This window comes from Pseudomonas protegens CHA0 (assembly GCF_000397205.1).
GTDB classification, from domain to species: domain Bacteria; phylum Pseudomonadota; class Gammaproteobacteria; order Pseudomonadales; family Pseudomonadaceae; genus Aquipseudomonas; species Aquipseudomonas protegens.
Genome location: NC_021237.1, coordinates 1,906,769 through 1,924,964, shown reverse-complemented (window position 1 = coordinate 1,924,964; position 18,196 = coordinate 1,906,769). Strand labels below are relative to the sequence as shown.

Genomic DNA, 18,196 nt, shown 5'->3' with positions numbered 1-18,196 from the left:
AAACCACTTGTATACAATTACAAAACGCAAGAGGCACAAAACCATGAGCAAAATGAGAGCAATCGAAGCCGCCGTTCTGGTGATGCGCCGTGAAGGGGTCGATACCGCTTTTGGCATCCCGGGTGCCGCCATCAACCCGCTGTATTCCGCGCTGCAGAAGGTCGGTGGCATCGATCACGTGCTCGCTCGCCACGTCGAAGGCGCCTCGCACATGGCCGAGGGCTACACCCGCACCAAGGCCGGTAACATCGGCGTATGCATCGGCACTTCCGGCCCCGCCGGCACCGACATGGTCACCGGCCTGTACAGCGCCTCGGCCGACTCCATCCCGATTCTCTGCATCACCGGTCAGGCCCCCCGCGCCCGCCTGCACAAGGAAGACTTCCAGGCCGTGGACATCACCAGCATCGTCAAGCCGGTGACCAAATGGGCCACCACCGTGCTGGAACCGGGCCAAGTGCCCTACGCCTTCCAGAAAGCCTTTTATGAAATGCGCTCCGGCCGGCCCGGCCCGGTGCTGATCGACCTGCCGTTCGACGTGCAGATGGCGGAAATCGAATTCGACATCGACGCCTACCAGCCCCTGCCCCTGGCCAAGCCGGCAGCGACCCGCCTGCAGGCGGAAAAGGTTCTGGCCCTGCTGGACCAGGCCGAACGTCCATTGCTGGTGGCCGGTGGCGGCGTGATCAACGCCGACGCCAGCGAGCTGCTGGTGGAGTTCGCCGAACTGACCGGCATTCCGGTGATCCCGACCCTGATGGGCTGGGGCACCATCCCTGACGATCACCCACAGATGGTGGGCATGGTCGGCCTGCAGACCTCCCATCGCTACGGCAATGCCACCCTGCTCAAGTCCGACACCGTGCTGGGCATCGGCAACCGCTGGGCCAACCGCCACACCGGTTCGGTGGACGTCTACACCGAAGGCCGCAAGTTCATCCACGTGGACATCGAACCGACCCAGATCGGCCGTGTCTTCACCCCGGACCTGGGCATCGTTTCCGATGCTGGCAGCGCCCTGACCGTATTGCTGGAGGTGGCCCGCGAATGGCAGACCGCCGGCAAGCTCAAGGATCGCAGCGCCTGGCTGCATGACTGCCAGCAGCGCAAGGCCAGCCTGCACCGCAAGACCCACTTCGACAACGTGCCGGTCAAGCCGCAACGCGTGTACGAAGAAATGAACCAGGTATTCGGCAAGGACACCTGCTACGTCAGCACCATCGGCCTGTCGCAGATTGCCGGCGCGCAGTTCCTCCACGTCTACAAGCCACGCCACTGGATCAACTGCGGCCAGGCCGGCCCGTTGGGCTGGACCATCCCCGCTGCCCTGGGCGTGGTCAAGGCCGACCCGAACCGCCAGGTGGTGGCGCTGTCCGGCGACTACGACTTCCAGTTCATGATCGAAGAACTGGCGGTGGGCGCGCAGTTCAACCTGCCGTACATCCACGTGGTGGTGAACAACTCCTACCTGGGGCTGATCCGCCAGGCCCAGCGCGGTTTCGACATGGACTACTGCGTGCAGCTGTCCTTCGACAACCTCAACGCGCCGGAACTCAACGGCTATGGCGTCGACCACGTGGCCGTTGCCGAAGGCCTGGGCTGCAAGGCCCTGCGGGTGTTCGAACCCAAGGACATCCAGCCGGCCCTGCGCCAGGCCCAGGAAATGCTCCAGACCTTCAAGGTACCGGTGGTGGTGGAAATCATCCTGGAGCGCGTGACCAACATTTCCATGGGCACCGAAATCAACGCGGTCAACGAGTTCGAAGACCTGGCGCTGGTGGGCAACGACGCCCCTACCGCGATTTCCCTGCTCGACTGATACCCCTGACCGCTGGCACCGGCCGGGGCCCCGCGCGCCACCTCCCGCCAGAGGTGGTGCCCGGGCCGCCCGCCCCCTGGCGCCAGCCCCAGGCTTGACCGAACCACAGGAGACCACCATGCCGCGCTTTGCTGCCAACCTGTCCATGCTGTTCACCGAACAGGACTTCCTCGCCCGCTTCAAGGCGGCCGCCGATGCCGGCTTCAGCGGCGTCGAATATCTGTTCCCCTACGAATTCAGCTCTGCCGAAATCAAGGCGCAACTTGACGCCCACGGCCTGAGCCAGGTGCTGTTCAACCTGCCGGCCGGCGACTGGGCCAAGGGTGAACGCGGTATCGCCTGCCTGCCCGACCGGGTCGAGGAGTTCCGCGCCGGGGTCGACCTGGCCATTGCCTACGCCCAGGTCCTGGGCAATACCCAGATCAACTGCCTGGCAGGCATCCGCCCACAGGGCGCCGATGAAGCCCTGGTGGAAAAGACCTTGGTCGCCAACCTCAAGTACGCCGCCGACAAGCTCCAGGCAGTGGGCATCAAGCTGGTGATGGAAGCCATCAACACCCGCGACATTCCCGGCTTCTACCTCAACAATACCGCCCAGGCGCTGTCGATTCGCGAGCAGGTGGGCAGCGACAACCTGTACCTGCAGTACGACATCTACCACATGCAGATCATGGAGGGAGACCTGGCGCGGACCATGGCCAACCACCTGGGCCAGATCAACCACATCCAGCTGGCGGACAACCCCGGGCGCAACGAGCCGGGCACCGGCGAGATCAACTACCGCTTCCTCTTCGAGCACCTGGACCGCATCGGCTACCAGGGCTGGGTCGGTTGCGAGTACAAGCCGCTGACCACCACTGAAGCCGGCCTTGGCTGGCTGAAAACCCACAACGCAATCTGAACCTGTACCTGCGTAGGAGCTGGCTTGCCGGCGAAGAGGCCCGCAAGACCGCCTTCGCTGGCCAGCCAGCGCCCACAAGGTCCCGTTGAATAGAGGATTTTTATCATGGCTAAAATCGGATTTATCGGCACCGGCATCATGGGCCACCCAATGGCCGCCAACCTGCAGAAGGCCGGTCACAGCCTGCTGCTCTCGGAACACCACGGCAAGGCTCCGGCCGACCTGATCGCCGCCGGCGCCATCGCCCTGGCCTCGCCCCGGGACGTCGCCCAGGAAGCCGAGTTCGTCATCATCATGGTCCCCGATACCCCCCAGGTCGAAGACGTGCTGCTGCGCGCCGACGGCGTGGCCGCCGGGATCGGCAAGGGCAAGATCGTCATCGACATGAGCTCGATCTCGCCCACCGCTACCAAGGCCTTCGCCGCCAAGATCAACGAAACCGGCGCCCAGTACCTGGACGCCCCGGTGTCCGGCGGTGAAGTCGGGGCCAAGGCCGCCACCCTGAGCATCATGGTCGGTGGCGACAGCCAGGCCTTCGAACGTGCCCTGCCGCTGTTCCAGAGCATGGGCAAGAACATCACCCTGGTGGGTGGCAACGGTGACGGCCAGACTGCCAAGGTGGCCAACCAGATCATCGTCGCCCTGAACATCCAGGCCGTGGCCGAAGCCCTGCTGTTCGCCTCGAAGAACGGCGCCGACCCGGCCAAGGTGCGTGAAGCACTGATGGGTGGCTTCGCTTCCTCGAAGATCCTCGAAGTGCACGGCGAGCGGATGATCAAGGGCACCTTCGACCCGGGCTTCCGCATCAACCTGCACCAGAAGGACCTGAACCTGGCCCTGAGCGGTGCCCGCGAGCTGGGCATCAACCTGCCCAACACCGCCAACACCCAGCAAGTGTTCAGCACCTGCACCGCCATCGGTGGCGCCAACTGGGACCACTCGGCCCTGATCAAGGGCCTGGAACACATGGCCAACTTCTCGATCCGCGAGAAGAAATAAGCAGCATCCGTAGCCGCTGCCGCAGGCTGCGCCAAGGTTCGCAGGAAACGCCTCACGGCGGGCCAGGGACAGGCCCTGCTGACCTTGCCGCCGCCTGAGGTGGCGGCTACACCCGTTTCAAGCCCCCCATAACAAGAAATCCGGGAGCCCGCCATGTCGGTCGATCCGCAAAAATTCCTCCGTGAGCTGTTCGCCACAGCCATCGACGCCGCCCACCCGCAACAGGTTCTGCAAGCCCATCTCCCCAGCGACCGCAGCGGCCGCGTCATCGTCATCGGCGCCGGCAAGGCCGCCGCGGCCATGGCCCAGGTGGTCGAGCGCAGCTGGCAGGGCGAAGTCTCCGGGCTGGTGGTCACCCGCTACGGCCACGGCGCCCCCTGCACCAAGATCGAAGTGGTCGAAGCCGCCCACCCGGTGCCCGACGCCGCCGGCCTGGCCGTGGCCAAGCGCGTGCTGGAACTGGTCAGCAACCTGTCGGAACAGGATCGGGTGATCTTCCTGCTGTCCGGTGGCGGTTCGGCGCTGCTGGCCCTGCCAGCCGCCGGCATCACCCTGGCGGACAAGCAGGCCATCAACAAGGCCCTGCTCAAATCCGGCGCCACCATCGGCGAGATGAACTGCGTGCGCAAGCACCTCTCGGCGATCAAGGGTGGACGCCTGGCCAAGGCCTGCTGGCCGGCCACGGTCTACACCTATGCGATTTCCGATGTACCCGGCGACCTGGCCACGGTCATCGCCTCCGGCCCCACCGTGGCCGACCCCAGCACCTCGGCCGAGGCCCTGGCGATTCTCAAGCGCTATGGCATCGACGTACCGGCCGCGGTCCGCAGCTGGCTGCAGAGCCCCGAGTCGGAAACCGTCAAGCCCGGTGACCCGTGCCTGGCGCGTAGCCACTTCCAGCTGATCGCCCGGCCCCAGCAGTCCCTTGAGGCGGCGGCCGTGAAGGCTCGCCAGGCCGGCTTCAGCCCACTGATCCTCGGCGACCTGGAGGGCGAATCCCGGGAGGTGGCCAAGGTCCACGCCGGCATCGCCCGCCAGGTCGCCCTGCACGGCCAGCCCCTGGCGGCGCCCTGCGTGATCCTCTCCGGCGGTGAAACCACGGTCACCGTGCGCGGCAATGGCCGTGGCGGGCGCAACGCGGAGTTCCTCCTGAGCCTCACCGACAGCCTCAAGGGCTACCCGGGCATCTATGCCCTGGCCGGCGACACTGACGGCATCGACGGTTCCGAGGACAATGCCGGGGCCATCATGACCCCGGACAGCTACGCCCGCGCCGCGGCCCTGGGCCTGAGCGCCAGCGACGAGCTGGACAACAACAACGGCTATGGCTACTTCGCGGCGCTGGGGGACCTGATCGTCACCGAGCCGACCCGCACCAACGTCAACGACTTCCGCGCCATCCTGATTCTCGAGAACCCCAAACATGACGCCTGACAAGAAGGTCAAAATCCTCGCCACCCTGGGCCCGGCCATCGACGGCATCGAGGACATCCGTGAGCTGGTGCAAGCCGGGGTGAACATCTTCCGGCTCAATTTCAGCCACGGCGCCCATGCCGACCACGCCCAGCGCTACGAGTGGATCCGCCAGGTAGAGCGCGAACTGAACTACCCCCTGGGCATCCTCATGGACCTGCAAGGGCCGAAGCTGCGGGTCGGCACCTTCGCCGAGGGCAAGGTGCAACTGGTGCGCGGCCAGGCCCTGCGCCTGGACCTCGACGCGACCCCGGGCAACGCCCAGCGGGTCAGCCTGCCGCACCCGGAGATCATCGCCGCCCTGGAGCCGGGCATGGACCTGCTGCTGGACGACGGCAAGCTGCGCCTGCGGGTGATCGCCAAGCACGCCGACGCCATCGAGACCACCGTGCTCAATGGCGGTGAGCTGTCGGACCGCAAGGGGGTCAACGTGCCCCAGGCGGTGCTCGACCTCAGCCCGCTGACGGCCAAGGACCGTCGCGACCTGAGCTTCGGCCTGGAACTGGGGGTGGACTGGGTGGCCCTGTCCTTCGTGCAGCGCCCGGAAGACATCCGTGAAGCCCGTGCGCTGATCGGCGACAAGGCCTACCTGATGGCCAAGATCGAGAAGCCTTCGGCCGTCACCCAACTGCGGGAAATCGCCGAGCTGAGCGACGCGATCATGGTGGCCAGGGGCGACCTGGGGGTAGAAGTACCGGCAGAAAGCGTGCCGCAGATCCAGAAAAACATCATCAGCACCTGCCGCCAGCTGGGCAAGCCGGTGGTGGTGGCCACCCAAATGCTCGAATCCATGCGTTTCTCCCCTGCGCCGACCCGGGCCGAGGTCACCGACGTCGCCAACGCTGTGGCCGAGGGTGCGGACGCCGTGATGCTGTCGGCGGAAACCGCTTCCGGCGAATACCCGCTGGAGGCCGTGCAGATGATGAGCAAGATCATCCGCCAGGTGGAAACCGGCCCGGACTACCAGACCCAACTGGACGTCAGCCGGCCCCAGGCCGAGGCCACGGTCTCGGACGCCATCAGCTGTGCGATCCGCCGGGTGTGCAGCATCCTGCCGGTGGCGGTGCTGGTGAACTACAGCGAATCCGGCAGTTCGACCCTGCGCGCCGCCCGCGAGCGGCCTTCGGTGCCAATCCTCAACCTGACGCCGAACCTTGCCACTGCTCGCCGCCTGACAGTGGCCTGGGGCGTGCATTCGGTGGTCAACGACCGGCTGCGCCAGGTCGACGAGGTGTGTGCCACGGCCCTGGAAATCGCCCAGGCCCAGGGCCTGGCCAAGCGCGGCGACACCGTGGTGATCACCACCGGTGTGCCGTTCGGCCAGCCGGGCACCACCAATTCGTTGCGCGTCGAAACCCTTCTCTGACCCGCAGCCCATGGCGCCGCTGACCGGCCAGAGCCTCCCGCAGAGGAGGCCTGGGCGGTCGGCGCAACCCTCGCCCAGGGGCCGCCCCACTGATTTGCATCATGCCTTCACAGTCTTTCAATGCCTTCTGCCCCGACTGGGCCACTGCCCTGCTTAACGGCTTCAGTCAGATCTTTCTCCAGCGCCATCCGCTGTGCGGCCTGCTGTGCCTGCTGGCGATCCTGGTCAGTGCCCCGGCACTGCTCGGCGCTGCCCTGCTGGGTGCTCTGGCCGGGCTGCTGACCGCGCAACGCCGGGGGTACGCCAAGGCCGACCGCCAGGCCGGGCTGTTCAGCTACAACGGCGTATTGCTGGGCCTGCTGCTGGGCCTGTACCTGCCCTGGTCGGTATTGCTGCCGCCGCTGATCATCGCCGCCGGCGGCCTCAGCGCGATCATTACCCAGCAATGGCTCAAACGTGCCCGCAACCCCGCCAGCCTGCCGGCCTACACCGCGCCCTTCGTCGGCCTCGGCTGGCTGCTGCTGAGCCTGATCGAGCCGCTGCCCGCGGCCACCCAGGGCGTGCCCGGGCTGTCCCTGGCGAACCTGCTGGGTGGGCTGTTCCAGGGCCTGGGGCAGATCATGTTCCTCGGCCAGCCCCTGGCCGGCCTGCTGATTCTGCTCGGCCTGCTGCTGGCCAGCCGCCGCGCGGCAGCCTGGGCCCTGTTCGGCTCCGCCTGCGGCCTGCTCTTTGCCCTGCTGCAGCAAGAGCATGCCCAGGCCCTGCAGGGCCTGGGCGGCTACAACTGCGCCCTGGTCGCCCTGGCCCTGGGCCAGCAGGCCCGGCACCCCTGGCGGCCGCTGCTGGGGATGCTGCTGGCACTGCTGATCAGCCCGGGGCTGGTCGCCCTGGGTCTTGCGCCCCTGACCGCACCCTTTGTCCTGGCCTGCTGGCTGGTGCACACCGTCGACCGGGTGCTGGGCCGCAACGTGCGGGGCGACGCGCCTTGCGCTCCCCCGGCAAATCCCCCTAGGCTTCGCTGACTTTCGATTCAGGCGATTTCCATGGGCAACAGCGACAACTGGCGGCAGCGCCTCTACGTAATGATCTTCCAGACCGATACGGTGGCGGGGAGGCGCTTTGACAGCACCCTGCTGCTGATCATCCTCGCCAGCCTGGTGATCGTGATCCTCGACAGCATCGACGAGGTCCATCGCAACTACGCCAACGTCCTGGCCTACATCGAATGGGGTTTCACCCTGATCTTCGCCATCGAGTACGGGCTGCGCCTGTACTGCTCCCCCCGGCCGCTGCGCTATGCCTTCAGCTTCTATGGCCTGGTGGACCTGCTGGCGATCGTTCCGGGGATCCTCGCCCTGTATTACAGCGACGCCCAATACCTGCTGATCATCCGCATCATCCGCATGCTGCGGATCTTTCGCGTGCTCAAGCTGGCGCCCTACCTCAAGCAGGCCCACTACCTGCTGGACGCCCTGCGCGGCAGCAAGCAGAAGATCCTGGTGTTCCTGCTCAGCGTCTGCACCCTGGTCACGGTGTTCGGCACCCTGATGTACGTGGTCGAAGGCCCGGAGCACGGTTTCACCAGCATTCCCAAGGGCATCTACTGGGCCATCGTCACCCTGACCACCGTGGGCTACGGCGACATCGTGCCCAAGACCGTGATCGGCCAGGTGATCTCGTCCATGGTGATGATCACCGGTTACTCGATCATCGCCGTGCCCACCGGGATCTTCACCGCGGAACTGGCCAGCGCCATGCGCGGCGAGCAGCTCAAGCACGACTGCCCGGTGTGCCGCAAGAACACCCACGAACCCGCCGCGGCCTTCTGTTCCCGCTGCGGCAATGCGCTATTCAGGAAACTGGAATAAGCAAAGTACTTTTTAATCTTTAAAGAGATATAGCGCCCCGGCTATAGTCGGCGGCAAATTGCCTTCACTCTCGAACAAAAGGAATGTGCAGTGAAAAAACTCTTCAGCGCCTCGCTACTGGCCGCCAGCCTGGCCCTGGGCAGCGTCGCCCAGGCCGCACCGACCCTGCTCAACGTTTCCTACGACGTGATGCGCGACTTCTACAAGGACTACAACGCCGCCTTCCAGAAACACTGGAAAGCCGAGCACAACGAGAACATCACCCTGCAGATGTCCTTCGGCGGCTCCAGCAAACAGGCGCGCTCGGTAATCGACGGCCTGCCGGCGGATGTCATCACCATGAACATGGCCACCGACATCAACGCCCTGGCGGACAACGGCAAGCTGGTGCCGGACAACTGGGTGACCCGCCTGCCGAACAACAGCGCGCCGTTCACCTCGGCCACCGTGTTCATCGTGCGCAAGGGCAACCCCAAGGCCCTGAAGGACTGGCCGGACCTGCTCAAGGACGGCGTACAGGTGATAGTGCCCAACCCCAAGACCTCGGGTAACGGCCGCTACACCTACCTCTCGGCCTGGGGCTATGTGCTCAAGAACGGCGGCGATGAGAACAAGGCCAAGGACTTCGTCGGCAAGCTGTTCAAGCAGGCGCCGGTGCTCGACACCGGTGGCCGCGCCGCCACCACCACCTTCATGACCAACCAGATCGGCGACGTGCTGGTGACCTTCGAGAACGAAGCGGAGATGATCGCCCGCGAATTCGGTCGCGACCAGTTCGAGGTGATCTACCCGAGTGTGTCCGCCGAAGCCGAGCCGCCGGTATCGGTGGTGGACAAGGTGGTAGAGAAGAAAGGCACCCGCGCCGCCGCCGAGGAATACCTCAAGTACCTGTGGTCGCCGGAAGGCCAGGAAATCGCCGCCAACAACTACCTGCGCCCACGGGACCCGAAAGTGCTGGCCAAGTACACCGATCGCTTCCCGAAAGTCGACTTCCTCTCGGTGGAGAAGACCTTCGGCGACTGGCGCAGCGTGCAGAAGACCCACTTCAACGACGGCGGGATCTTCGACCAGATCTACACCAACGCCAAGTGACCCCTCGCGGGTGAATGAAAAAAGCGACCTCCGGGGTCGCTTTTTTTATGCCCCAGGCATGGCGCTCAGAGGGCTCGCGCCGGAGTGAACAGCGCCGCTTCGGCGGCCTGATGGCGCTCCTCCAGCACCGCCTCCGCCTCGACTTCGATCAGCCACTCTGGCAGCGACAGCCCGCTGACGATGATCCACGAAGACGCCGGCGGCTGGCTGGCAAAGCGTTCGAGCAAGACTGCGCTGATGTGCTCCTGCTGGTTGCGGGCCGCTTCGGCGATGTAGATCCGCAGCATCACCACATCCGCCAGCCGGCCACCCGCCTCGGCCAGGACCCGGGCGATATTGTCGAAGGCCTGCTCGGTCTGCTCCCGCAGGCCCGGGCCCACGGTGCGCTCCTGCTCATCCACACCCACCTGGCCGGAAAGCAGAAGGCGCCGCCCACCGCGCACCTCCACCGCCTGGCTGAAACCGTATTGCAAGGAATTGAACACACTGGCTGGGTTGAACGTCGACTTTTCCATAAGGCACTCCCGGCGCATTGAACGACCGGAAACCGTAAACCAAGCCTTTGCCGACTTCCACTGCAACCCGCGCGCAGCAACATTTGGCAATGCAAGCCCCCACCCGCCTGGTGGCAACCCCGTGCAGCAGCGGCCTACATCGGCGGCGCGACCCCATCCTTGCCGGCGGAGATCGACTGCGCGGTGAGTTTGCCGTCATCGCTCTGGGTAACGAACATCACCACCTTGACCCCGACCTTGAGCAGGCTGCGGTCGCCGGGAGTCAGGTTGACGATGGGCACATCGTCCGGCACCAGGATCTTCTGCTGGCCGCCCTTGTAGTTGACGGTCAGGGTGCGGCCGTTGCTCACCACCAGGTCGCCGACGCTGCCGTTGGTCATGCTGCTGCCCTTGGCCAGGTCGAAAGGCCGGTGGCCATCACCCGTACCGGCCAACTGCGGTGGAAACACATGCACTTCCAGCGCCTTGAGGGTGCCGTCGGCCATGGGCATGGCCGCCGAGCCGATGTAGCTGCCGGGCTTGATGTCCTCGATATTGGCCAGGGTCACGGCACGCACCTGAGTCTGGGGCGTCAGCTCGACGCTGACATTCTCCCCACTGTTGACGTGCACCCGCACCACGTCGCCGCCGACCCCGGTGATTTCCCCGCGTACGCCAATGCGCATGCCCGGCGCATCCTGGGCCAGGGCCGCGGTGCTGCCCAGCAGGAACGCCAGGGCCAGGCATTGAAGGTTGCACAACAAACCAGGCAAAGACCGATTCATGGAACGGATTCCTCAAGGCAATGGGTGCACAGAGCCCGTCAGTCGACTGCAAGGCCCCGGGGGAGCATGAGCATGCTATCGAACAGGATGTAAGTAAATGTATCATCGCCCCTCGACAGCGACACGCCCCGGTACTCAACGGGCCTTCATCATTCGATCGCTGACCTTTGCCACCCGGCCCGCTCCATCGCTTTGCCACGGGGTCTTGCCGACCTCGCTCCTTGCGCTTGCCCCAGAGATCGCCAATGAATTCCACGACCCAGGCTCTGCCCACCGGCAGCGCGACAATGACCCGAGGCATGGTGCTGCTGTTCGCCTTCTGCTGCGGGGCCATAGTCGCCAACATCTACTACGCACAACCGATCATCGAGCTGATTGCCCCGGACCTCGGCCTGTCCAGCGCCCTGGCCAGCCTGATCGTGTCGCTGACCCAGATCGGCTACGCCCTGGGCCTGTTCTTCCTGGTGCCCCTGGGCGATTTGCTGGAAAACCGCCGGCTGATGATCTGCACCACCCTGGTGGCGATTGCCAGCCTGCTGGGCGCGGCCTTTATCCAGCAGCCCAATGCCTTTCTCCTGGTGTCGCTGTTGATCGGCTTCAGTTCGGTGTCGGTGCAGATCCTGATTCCCTTGGCCGCGCACCTGGCCCCCGAGGAAACCCGGGGCCGGGTGGTGGGCGGGATCATGGGCGGCCTGCTGCTGGGGATTCTCCTGGCCCGGCCGGTGTCCAGCGTGGTGGCCGACCACTTCGGCTGGCGGGCGATGTTCATCGCCGCGGCGCTGCTGATGGCGGCCATCAGCCTGGTGCTGATGCTCACCATTCCCAAGCGCCAGCCGGCCCACAGCGCCACCTATGGCCAACTGCTGCATTCCCTGGGCAACTTGCTGCGCCAGCAACCGGTACTGCGCCAGCGCGCCTTCTACCAGGGTTGCCTGTTCGCCACCTTCAGCCTGTTCTGGACCGCCGCACCGCTGGAGCTGGCGCGCCAGCACGGCCTGAGCCAAAGCCAGATCGCGATCTTTGCCCTGGTGGGCGCCATCGGCGCCATCGCCGCGCCCATCAGCGGGCGCCTGGCAGATGCCGGCCATACCCGCATCGCCTCACTGCTGGCCATGCTGCTGGCGGCCCTAAGCTTCATCCCCAGCCTGGTGCATCCGGCCTACAGCGTGATCGGCATGGCCGTGACCGGGGTGGTCCTGGATTTCTGCGTGCAGATGAATATGGTGCTCGGCCAGCGCGCCGTGTACGCCCTCGACGCCCACAGCCGCAGCCGCCTGAATGCGCTGTACATGACCAGCATCTTCATCGGCGGGGCCTTTGGCTCCTCGATTGCCAGTGCGGTGTACGAGCATAGCGGCTGGCTGGGCATCGTGCTGGTGGGCAGCGCCTTCCCGCTGCTGGCCTTGATGCGTTTCCTGCTGGTGCGGGACAACCGCCGCCCGGCCCGGGCCTGAGGAAAAGGCGCGGCGCCCTTGCCCCTGCCCGGAGTTGCCCGGGCAGGCAAGCTGCACCAGGGCGGGCGCCTCAGATGCGTTCGCGCACCAGGACTTCGATATTGGCCGCCGCCCCCCAGAGCCGCAGGCGCCCGATCAGGCCGGCATCGGTTTCCCCCACCAGGTACAGAGTGTCGATGGTCTGGGTAGCGGCCCATTCGACGAACTCGCTGCTGTCGAAGTCGGCCAGGCTGGCCAATTGGAATTCACTTTCATAGAAGCCCGGGGTGACCGGGACCGGGGTGTCCTGGGGGCCGGGCGCGCCGATGAAGTCGCAGCCCAGGTGCACCACACCCCAACGGGCTACCCGCCAATTGCCCAGGGCTTCATCCAGCCGAGCCCGGGCGCCACGGGCAAAACCCAGGCCATCGATGACCACGCGGCGGTTGATGATCAGCCACAGCTTGCGCCGCCGTGGTGCCTTGAGCAGCACTTCGCCGGTGACCTTGGAGGCGCGCAATGCCAGGGCGATCACCAGCAGCAAGGGCACGAAGTAGCTGTAGAGCCTCTCGGTAGCGCTGACCGTTACCAACCCATACAGGCGCCGCACCTCGGCCCGCTGCTGCTCCAGTTCCTTGAGGCTTTCACTCAAGCCCTGCAGCCATTGGCGGATGGGAGCCGCCGTGTATTCGCCGCGGATATCCTCCAGCGCCTGCTGCACCTTGACCTCTGCCAAGACCGAAAGGCGCCCGTCCGCGGTGCGCTCCAGCGCTGCAAAACGCTCGCACAGGCTGCTGACCTGGGCCGCATCCTGGGGCTCGTAGCGAGCGATGGCCGCCTTGCAGTGCTCCACGCCCAGCATGTCCTCGATCTCCGTGGCCACGCGCCGCTGCAGCCCGGCCTGGGCCTGCTGCGCCAATTGGTAGTCGGTCTGGAACCAGTCCACGCGCACCGCCTGGGTGGCGCTGATCAGGGCCAGGGACGCCAGCAGCAGCCAGGCGTAGTCCACGCGCTTCCAGCCGATCTCGCCCAAGCGAAAGACCGAGATCAGGCTCCAGCAGAAGAAGTAGTACATGAAGACGAATGCCAGCAGCAGGCACACCGGCTCCAGCGACAGGTAGATCAGCTCCGGCACCTCGGCCGGGCCAAAGCCATACACCAGCAACAGCACACAGATCAGCGCAAGCCAGAACACCATCGGCGTGAAATAGGGTTTGTTCAGGTCATTCTTCATCGGGCGCTCAACGGCTGATACTCGGGAACACCCCGCTGTATCGGCCAGGCATCCCGAGGCTTAAATAATCCAGCCCGGGCGCAGGCTCTGGCCTGCGCCTCTGCGCTTATCGGACAGGGTTACTGGAACTGGCGACCAAGCCCGGCGGGCACACCATGGATATCGGTGTCTTCCCAGGGCCCGTCAGGGCTGATGGAGCGGCTCCAGCCATTGTTCCAGCGGTAGTAGGTGCGCTGGCGGTAGAAGGTGTTGCTCTGGTCATCCAGCACATAGACCCCCAACCGCGCATCCCAATGGCTGTGCCCGCCCGGTGGCGGCGCGAAGCTGGCGGAGGTGCGTGGCAGGGGCTTGGCGGCGGGGATCGGCGCGCTGGGCGTACCCGGCGCCGTGGACGGGGCCGGGCGTGTGCTCGGCCCTGCCGGCGGGATCGGCTCGGAGCTGGTGGGCACCGGCCGATGGACCGTACATGCGCTCAACCCCAGGACCAGTGATAACAGGGTGATACGAGCGATGGCGGTCATGGCGGCTTCTCTGATTATTGATCCGGGCTGTCGATGGTCAGCTGCTGGGCAGCGGTGGTGCTGCTGGCCAGAGGCTGGCTGCGCCCGACCCACTCGCCGGCCGTCGGCTGGCCGGCGCGGGACACGCGCGCAACCAGTTGGACTTCAGGGAAGTTCGACAGTTTCAACTGCGGCATCATCGCGTCGGCATCCGCCAGCTCGACCGTGGCCGGCAAGTCGGCCACGGTCAGGCGCTTGGCCGCCAGCGGCGCGGGTGGGCCCTGGGTGGCGCGAGCGAAGATGAACACGCTGTCGCCCGGCTGGACCTTGGCCTTGAGCTCGGCCGCCAGGTCGACCCTGACCTTGAGCACCGCGCCCTTGGCCTGAGCCTTGGCCGCAGGTTCGCTGGCAACCTTGCCGCCACTGGCCACCAGCTTCTCGCTGGCGCGGTCGATACCGCCCTGCAACGCGGCGCGGGAGTTGTCGTCCGGCGGCAGTTGCGCCTGCAGGCGCTTCCAGTAGTCGATGGCTTCCTGGAAACGCCCGCCTTCGAAGGCGGCGATCCCCAGCAGCCCGAGGCTGGTGACTTCATTGGGGTCGGCTTTCAGGGCTTCGTCGGTCAGGCCCTGGACCTTGTCCGACCATTGCTTGTTGTCGGCAAAGTACTGCGCCTGGGCCCATTGCCCCAGCAGCTCGGGCTGACGCCCGGCCAGGGCCACGGTGCGTTCGAAGATCTTCGCCGCGTCCGCCGGCCGGTCCTGGGCCATGTAGGTTCGGCCGAGGAAGTACAGGCCTTCGGCGGAATCCGGCTGGGCCGCTACCGCACGCTCCAGGCGCCGGGTCATTTCCTCCATGGACTGTGGCGCCTGGGCGAACTCCCGGGTCAGCTCGACCTTGTCGCTGGCACCAAAATGCAGGTACAGGCCCAGGCCCAGTACCGGCACCAGCAGCGCGGCCAGCAACGGCAGCGGCTTGCCCAGGCGCGAAGTGCGCACGTTAGCGCTGCCTTCGGTATCGGCCAGCAGTTCGCGCGCGGCTTCGGCACGGCCACTGTCCATCTGTTCGGCACTGAGCACGCCTTCCTGCTGCTGGCTGTGCAGTTCGGCCACGCGCTCTTCATAAAGCGCCACGTTCAGCGCGGTACGATCCTCTTCACGCTGAGCGCGACGCTCACGCAATACCGGGATCAACAGGAAACTCAGGGCAATCAGGAGCAGCAGGCCTGCCGCAAGCCAGAAATCAATCATGGGTGGTTTTTATCCAGCAGTTGGTCGAGGCGCTGACGCTCTTCGACGGAAAGCGTGTTCGGGCTGTCGCTGCGCTGCACGCGCCGACGCCGGACAATCACGACAATGATCACCAGCCCGCCCAGCAGCAACCCGGCGGGGCCGAACCAGAGCAAGGCAGTCTTGCCGGTCAGGGCCGGCCGGTAGCGCACGAAGTCACCGTAGCGATCGACCATGAAGTCGATGATCTGCTGGTTGTCCTTGCCCTCGCCGAGCATGCGGAAAATCTCTTTGCGCAGGTCGGCAGCAATCGGCGCGTTGGAATCGGCGATGTCCTGGTTCTGGCACTTGGGGCAGCGCAGTTCCTTGGTCAGCTCGTGGAACCGTTCGCGATCGGTGTCGTTGGCGAACTGGTAGGTGTCGATGGCGGCATGGGCCATGCCGGCGATGCCCAGGCCCAGGATGGCGGCGGCTAACCAGCGCTTCATGGCTTGGCCTCGTCGACCAGGGCCTGGTACTTGGCGGCCAGTTGCTCGCGCCACACCACTTCGTCGATCACCCCGACGTACTTGTCGCGGATGATGCCCTTGGCGTCGATGAAAAAGGTTTCCGGAGCGCCGTAGACGCCCAGGTTCAGGCCCAGGGAGCCCTCCTCGTCACGCACGTCCAGCAGATAGGGATTGTGGAATTCGGCCAGCCACTTCAGGGCATCGGCGTTGACGTCCTTGTAGTTGATGCCGTAGATCACCACGCCCCTCTCGGCCAGCTTGTTCAGTACCGGGTGCTCGACCCGGCAGGAAATGCACCAGGTGCCCCAGACGTTGACCAGCGCCGGCTTGCCCAGCAGGTCGGCGCGGGTCAGGGTCTTGTCGCCCTGCACCGACGGCAGGGAGAACTCCGGGAACGGCTTGCCGATCATCGCCGACGGCAGTTCGGCCGGGTCCAGGTACAACCCGCGATAGAGAAACACCGCCACCACCAGGAACACCGCCAGGGGCAGCATCATCATCCAGCGTCTCATGCCGTAGCTCCTGTCATGCCCAGCGCTTCGCGCACGCGGCTTTTAACCTTGACCCGGTAGCGCCGGTCCAGGGCCGCCAGCAAGCCACCGAAACCGGTGAGCAGGCCGCCGAACCAGATCCAGCGCACGAACGGCTTGACGTGTACCCGTACCGCCCAGGCGCCATCGCCCAGGGGCTCGCCAAGGGCCACATACAGGTCGCGGGTGAAGCCGGCATCGATCCCGGCCTCGGTCATCATCGAACTCTGCACGGTATACAGGCGCTTCTCCGGATGCAGCACCGCCACTTCCTTGCCATTGCGCACCACGCGGACGGTGCCCTTATCGGAAGTGAAGTTCGGCCCTTCGAAGTGCTTGGCGCCCTCGAAGATGAAGTGATAGCCGGCCAGTTCCATGGATTCGCCCGGCGCCAGGCGCAGATCGCGCTCGGCGCTGTTCTGGCTCGACAGCACCACGCCCAGGGCGCAGACCGCGATGCCCAGGTGCGCCAGCTGCATGCCCCAGTAGCTGCGGGTCAGGCTCGGCAGGCCCTTGATCAGGCCCTTGTGCCGGGTCTTGTCGACGATGTCGCGAGCCCCGGCCAGCAGCACCCAGGCCGCCAGCAGGAAGGTCGCCAGCACGGCCCAGTTGAAGTCGCCATAGGCGATGCCCGCAACCACGGCCAGGGCCACGCTGCCCAGCAGTACCGGGCCGAGCATGCCCACCAGCCATTTCACCGGGGTGTCTTTCCAGCGCACCAGCACGCCCACCGCCATCACCACCATCAACAGGGCCATCAGCGGAATGAACAGCGCGTTGAAGTACGGCGGGCCCACCGACAGCTTGGCGCCGGTCAGGGCGTCCAGCACCAGCGGGTACAGGGTGCCGAGGAGAATCATCGAGGCCGCCACCACCAGCACCAGGTTGTTGCCCAGCAGCAGGGTTTCCCGCGACCAGAGGTTGAAGCCCACCTGGCTCTTGACCACCGGCGCGCGCAGGGCGAACAGGGTCAGCGAACCACCCACCACGAACAGCAGGAAAATCAGGATGAACACGCCGCGCTCAGGGTCGGAGGCGAAGGCATGCACCGAAGTCAGGACGCCGGAACGCACCAGGAAAGTCCCCAGCAGGCTCAGGGAGAAGGCAGCAATCGCCAGCAGCACGGTCCAGCTCTTGAACACCCCGCGCTTTTCGGTGACCGCCAGGGAGTGGATCAGCGCCGTGCCCACCAGCCAGGGCATGAACGAGGCGTTTTCCACCGGGTCCCAGAACCACCAGCCACCCCAGCCCAACTCGTAGTAGGCCCACCAGGAGCCCAGGGTGATGCCGATGCCGAGGAAGGCCCAGGCGACAATGGTCCAGGGCCGCGACCAGCGAGCCCAGGCGGCGTCCAGGCGACCGCCGAGCAAGGCGGCGATGGCGAAGGCGAAGGCCACCGAAAAACCCACATAGCCCATATAGAGCATCGGCGGGTGAACGATCAGGCCAATGTCCTGCAACAGCGGGTTGAGGTCGCGACCATCGGCCGGCACTTGGGGCAGGATCCGCGAAAACGGGTTGGAGGTCATGATCAGGAACAGCAGGAAGCCGGTGCTGATCATGCCCATCACCGCCAGCACCCGGGCCAGCATCACCTGGGGCAACTGGCGCGAGAACACCGACACGGCGAAGGTCCAGCCACCGAGGATCAGTGCCCAGAGCAGCAGCGAGCCTTCGTGAGCCCCCCACACGGCACTGAACTTGTAGTACCAGGGCAAGGCGCTGTTGGAGTTGCTGGCGACATAGGCCACCGAGAAATCGTCGCTCATGAAAGCGTAGGTCAGGCAGCCGAAGGCGAACGCCAGGAAGGCGAACTGGCCCCAGGCAGCCGGCTGGGCCAGGCTCATCCACAGGCGATCACCGCGCCAGGCCCCCAGCAGCGGCACCACGGCCTGGACCAGGGCGAAGCACAGGGCGAGGATCATCGCCAGGTGACCGAGTTCGGGAACGAACAGTGCGGAACTCAT

Annotated in this window: 17 protein-coding genes; 9 read left to right on the top strand and 8 right to left on the bottom strand. The window is 65.7% G+C overall.

Annotated features, from left to right (window positions below; all coding sequences use genetic code 11):
* Positions 1 to 43: 43 nt before the first annotated feature.
* From gcl to PFLCHA0_RS08640, 8 genes are all read left to right on the top strand, one after another.
* Positions 44 to 1,819, top strand: a complete 1,776-nt coding sequence (gene gcl, locus PFLCHA0_RS08675; RefSeq protein WP_015634658.1) for a glyoxylate carboligase — start codon at positions 44 to 46, stop codon at positions 1,817 to 1,819.
* Positions 1,820 to 1,937: 118 nt separating this feature from the next.
* Positions 1,938 to 2,720, top strand: a complete 783-nt coding sequence (gene hyi, locus PFLCHA0_RS08670) for a hydroxypyruvate isomerase (protein WP_011060034.1) — start codon at positions 1,938 to 1,940, stop codon at positions 2,718 to 2,720.
* Between the two features lie 105 nt (positions 2,721 to 2,825).
* Entirely contained in the window at positions 2,826 to 3,719 is an 894-nt protein-coding gene (locus PFLCHA0_RS08665; RefSeq protein ID WP_011060033.1) for a 2-hydroxy-3-oxopropionate reductase, read from the top strand.
* Positions 3,720 to 3,872: 153 nt separating this feature from the next.
* Positions 3,873 to 5,153 carry a glycerate kinase type-2 family protein gene (locus tag PFLCHA0_RS08660; RefSeq protein ID WP_011060032.1) on the top strand — a complete coding sequence of 427 codons (1,281 nt, stop codon included), beginning with the start codon at positions 3,873 to 3,875 and terminating at the stop codon, positions 5,151 to 5,153.
* Positions 5,143 to 6,558, top strand: coding sequence for a pyruvate kinase (gene pyk / locus PFLCHA0_RS08655; protein ID WP_015634657.1), 1,416 nt, complete (start codon positions 5,143 to 5,145; stop codon positions 6,556 to 6,558). Before PFLCHA0_RS08660 ends, pyk begins: the two co-directional genes overlap by 11 nt.
* 101 nt (positions 6,559 to 6,659) lie before the next feature.
* The gene (locus PFLCHA0_RS08650) at positions 6,660 to 7,580 is read left to right on the top strand and encodes an urea transporter (protein ID WP_015634656.1); all 921 of its coding nucleotides are present in this window, start codon (positions 6,660 to 6,662) and stop codon (positions 7,578 to 7,580) included.
* A 21-nt stretch (positions 7,581 to 7,601) separates the two neighbouring features.
* A complete protein-coding gene (locus PFLCHA0_RS08645) occupies positions 7,602 to 8,426 on the top strand; it encodes an ion transporter (protein WP_015634655.1) in 825 nt (274 codons plus the stop codon).
* A 90-nt stretch (positions 8,427 to 8,516) separates the two neighbouring features.
* On the top strand, positions 8,517 to 9,518 hold the full coding sequence (locus PFLCHA0_RS08640) for a sulfate ABC transporter substrate-binding protein (protein ID WP_015634654.1): 1,002 nt from the start codon (positions 8,517 to 8,519) through the stop codon (positions 9,516 to 9,518).
* A 65-nt stretch (positions 9,519 to 9,583) separates the two neighbouring features.
* On the opposite strand, the gene PFLCHA0_RS08635 is transcribed toward PFLCHA0_RS08640, so the two are convergent.
* On the bottom strand, positions 9,584 to 10,033 hold the full coding sequence (locus PFLCHA0_RS08635; protein WP_015634653.1) for a RidA family protein: 450 nt from the start codon (positions 10,031 to 10,033) through the stop codon (positions 9,584 to 9,586).
* A gap of 134 nt (positions 10,034 to 10,167) precedes the next feature.
* A complete protein-coding gene (locus PFLCHA0_RS08630) occupies positions 10,168 to 10,797 on the bottom strand; it encodes a hypothetical protein (RefSeq protein WP_015634652.1) in 630 nt (209 codons plus the stop codon).
* A gap of 245 nt (positions 10,798 to 11,042) precedes the next feature.
* On the opposite strand from PFLCHA0_RS08630, the gene PFLCHA0_RS08625 reads away from it, so the two are divergent.
* Complete coding sequence (locus PFLCHA0_RS08625) at positions 11,043 to 12,251, top strand: MFS transporter (protein ID WP_015634651.1); 1,209 nt, start codon at positions 11,043 to 11,045, stop codon at positions 12,249 to 12,251.
* Between the two features lie 70 nt (positions 12,252 to 12,321).
* Here the strand turns inward: PFLCHA0_RS08625 and PFLCHA0_RS08620 are convergent, their stop codons facing one another.
* From PFLCHA0_RS08620 to PFLCHA0_RS08595, 6 genes are all read right to left on the bottom strand, one after another.
* Complete coding sequence (locus tag PFLCHA0_RS08620) at positions 12,322 to 13,464, bottom strand: hypothetical protein (RefSeq protein ID WP_015634650.1); 1,143 nt, start codon at positions 13,462 to 13,464, stop codon at positions 12,322 to 12,324.
* A gap of 119 nt (positions 13,465 to 13,583) precedes the next feature.
* On the bottom strand, positions 13,584 to 13,985 hold the full coding sequence (locus tag PFLCHA0_RS08615) for a hypothetical protein (protein ID WP_011060023.1): 402 nt from the start codon (positions 13,983 to 13,985) through the stop codon (positions 13,584 to 13,586).
* A 14-nt stretch (positions 13,986 to 13,999) separates the two neighbouring features.
* Positions 14,000 to 15,211, bottom strand: coding sequence for a c-type cytochrome biogenesis protein CcmI (gene ccmI / locus PFLCHA0_RS08610; RefSeq protein ID WP_015634649.1), 1,212 nt, complete (start codon positions 15,209 to 15,211; stop codon positions 14,000 to 14,002).
* Positions 15,208 to 15,678 carry a cytochrome c-type biogenesis protein gene (locus PFLCHA0_RS08605; RefSeq protein WP_011060022.1) on the bottom strand — a complete coding sequence of 157 codons (471 nt, stop codon included), beginning with the start codon at positions 15,676 to 15,678 and terminating at the stop codon, positions 15,208 to 15,210. The genes ccmI and PFLCHA0_RS08605 overlap by 4 nt, the downstream gene beginning before the upstream one ends.
* On the bottom strand, positions 15,675 to 16,211 hold the full coding sequence (locus PFLCHA0_RS08600; protein WP_015634648.1) for a DsbE family thiol:disulfide interchange protein: 537 nt from the start codon (positions 16,209 to 16,211) through the stop codon (positions 15,675 to 15,677). The genes PFLCHA0_RS08605 and PFLCHA0_RS08600 overlap by 4 nt, the downstream gene beginning before the upstream one ends.
* On the bottom strand, positions 16,208 to 18,196 hold the full coding sequence (locus tag PFLCHA0_RS08595) for a heme lyase CcmF/NrfE family subunit (RefSeq protein ID WP_011060020.1): 1,989 nt from the start codon (positions 18,194 to 18,196) through the stop codon (positions 16,208 to 16,210). The genes PFLCHA0_RS08600 and PFLCHA0_RS08595 overlap by 4 nt, the downstream gene beginning before the upstream one ends.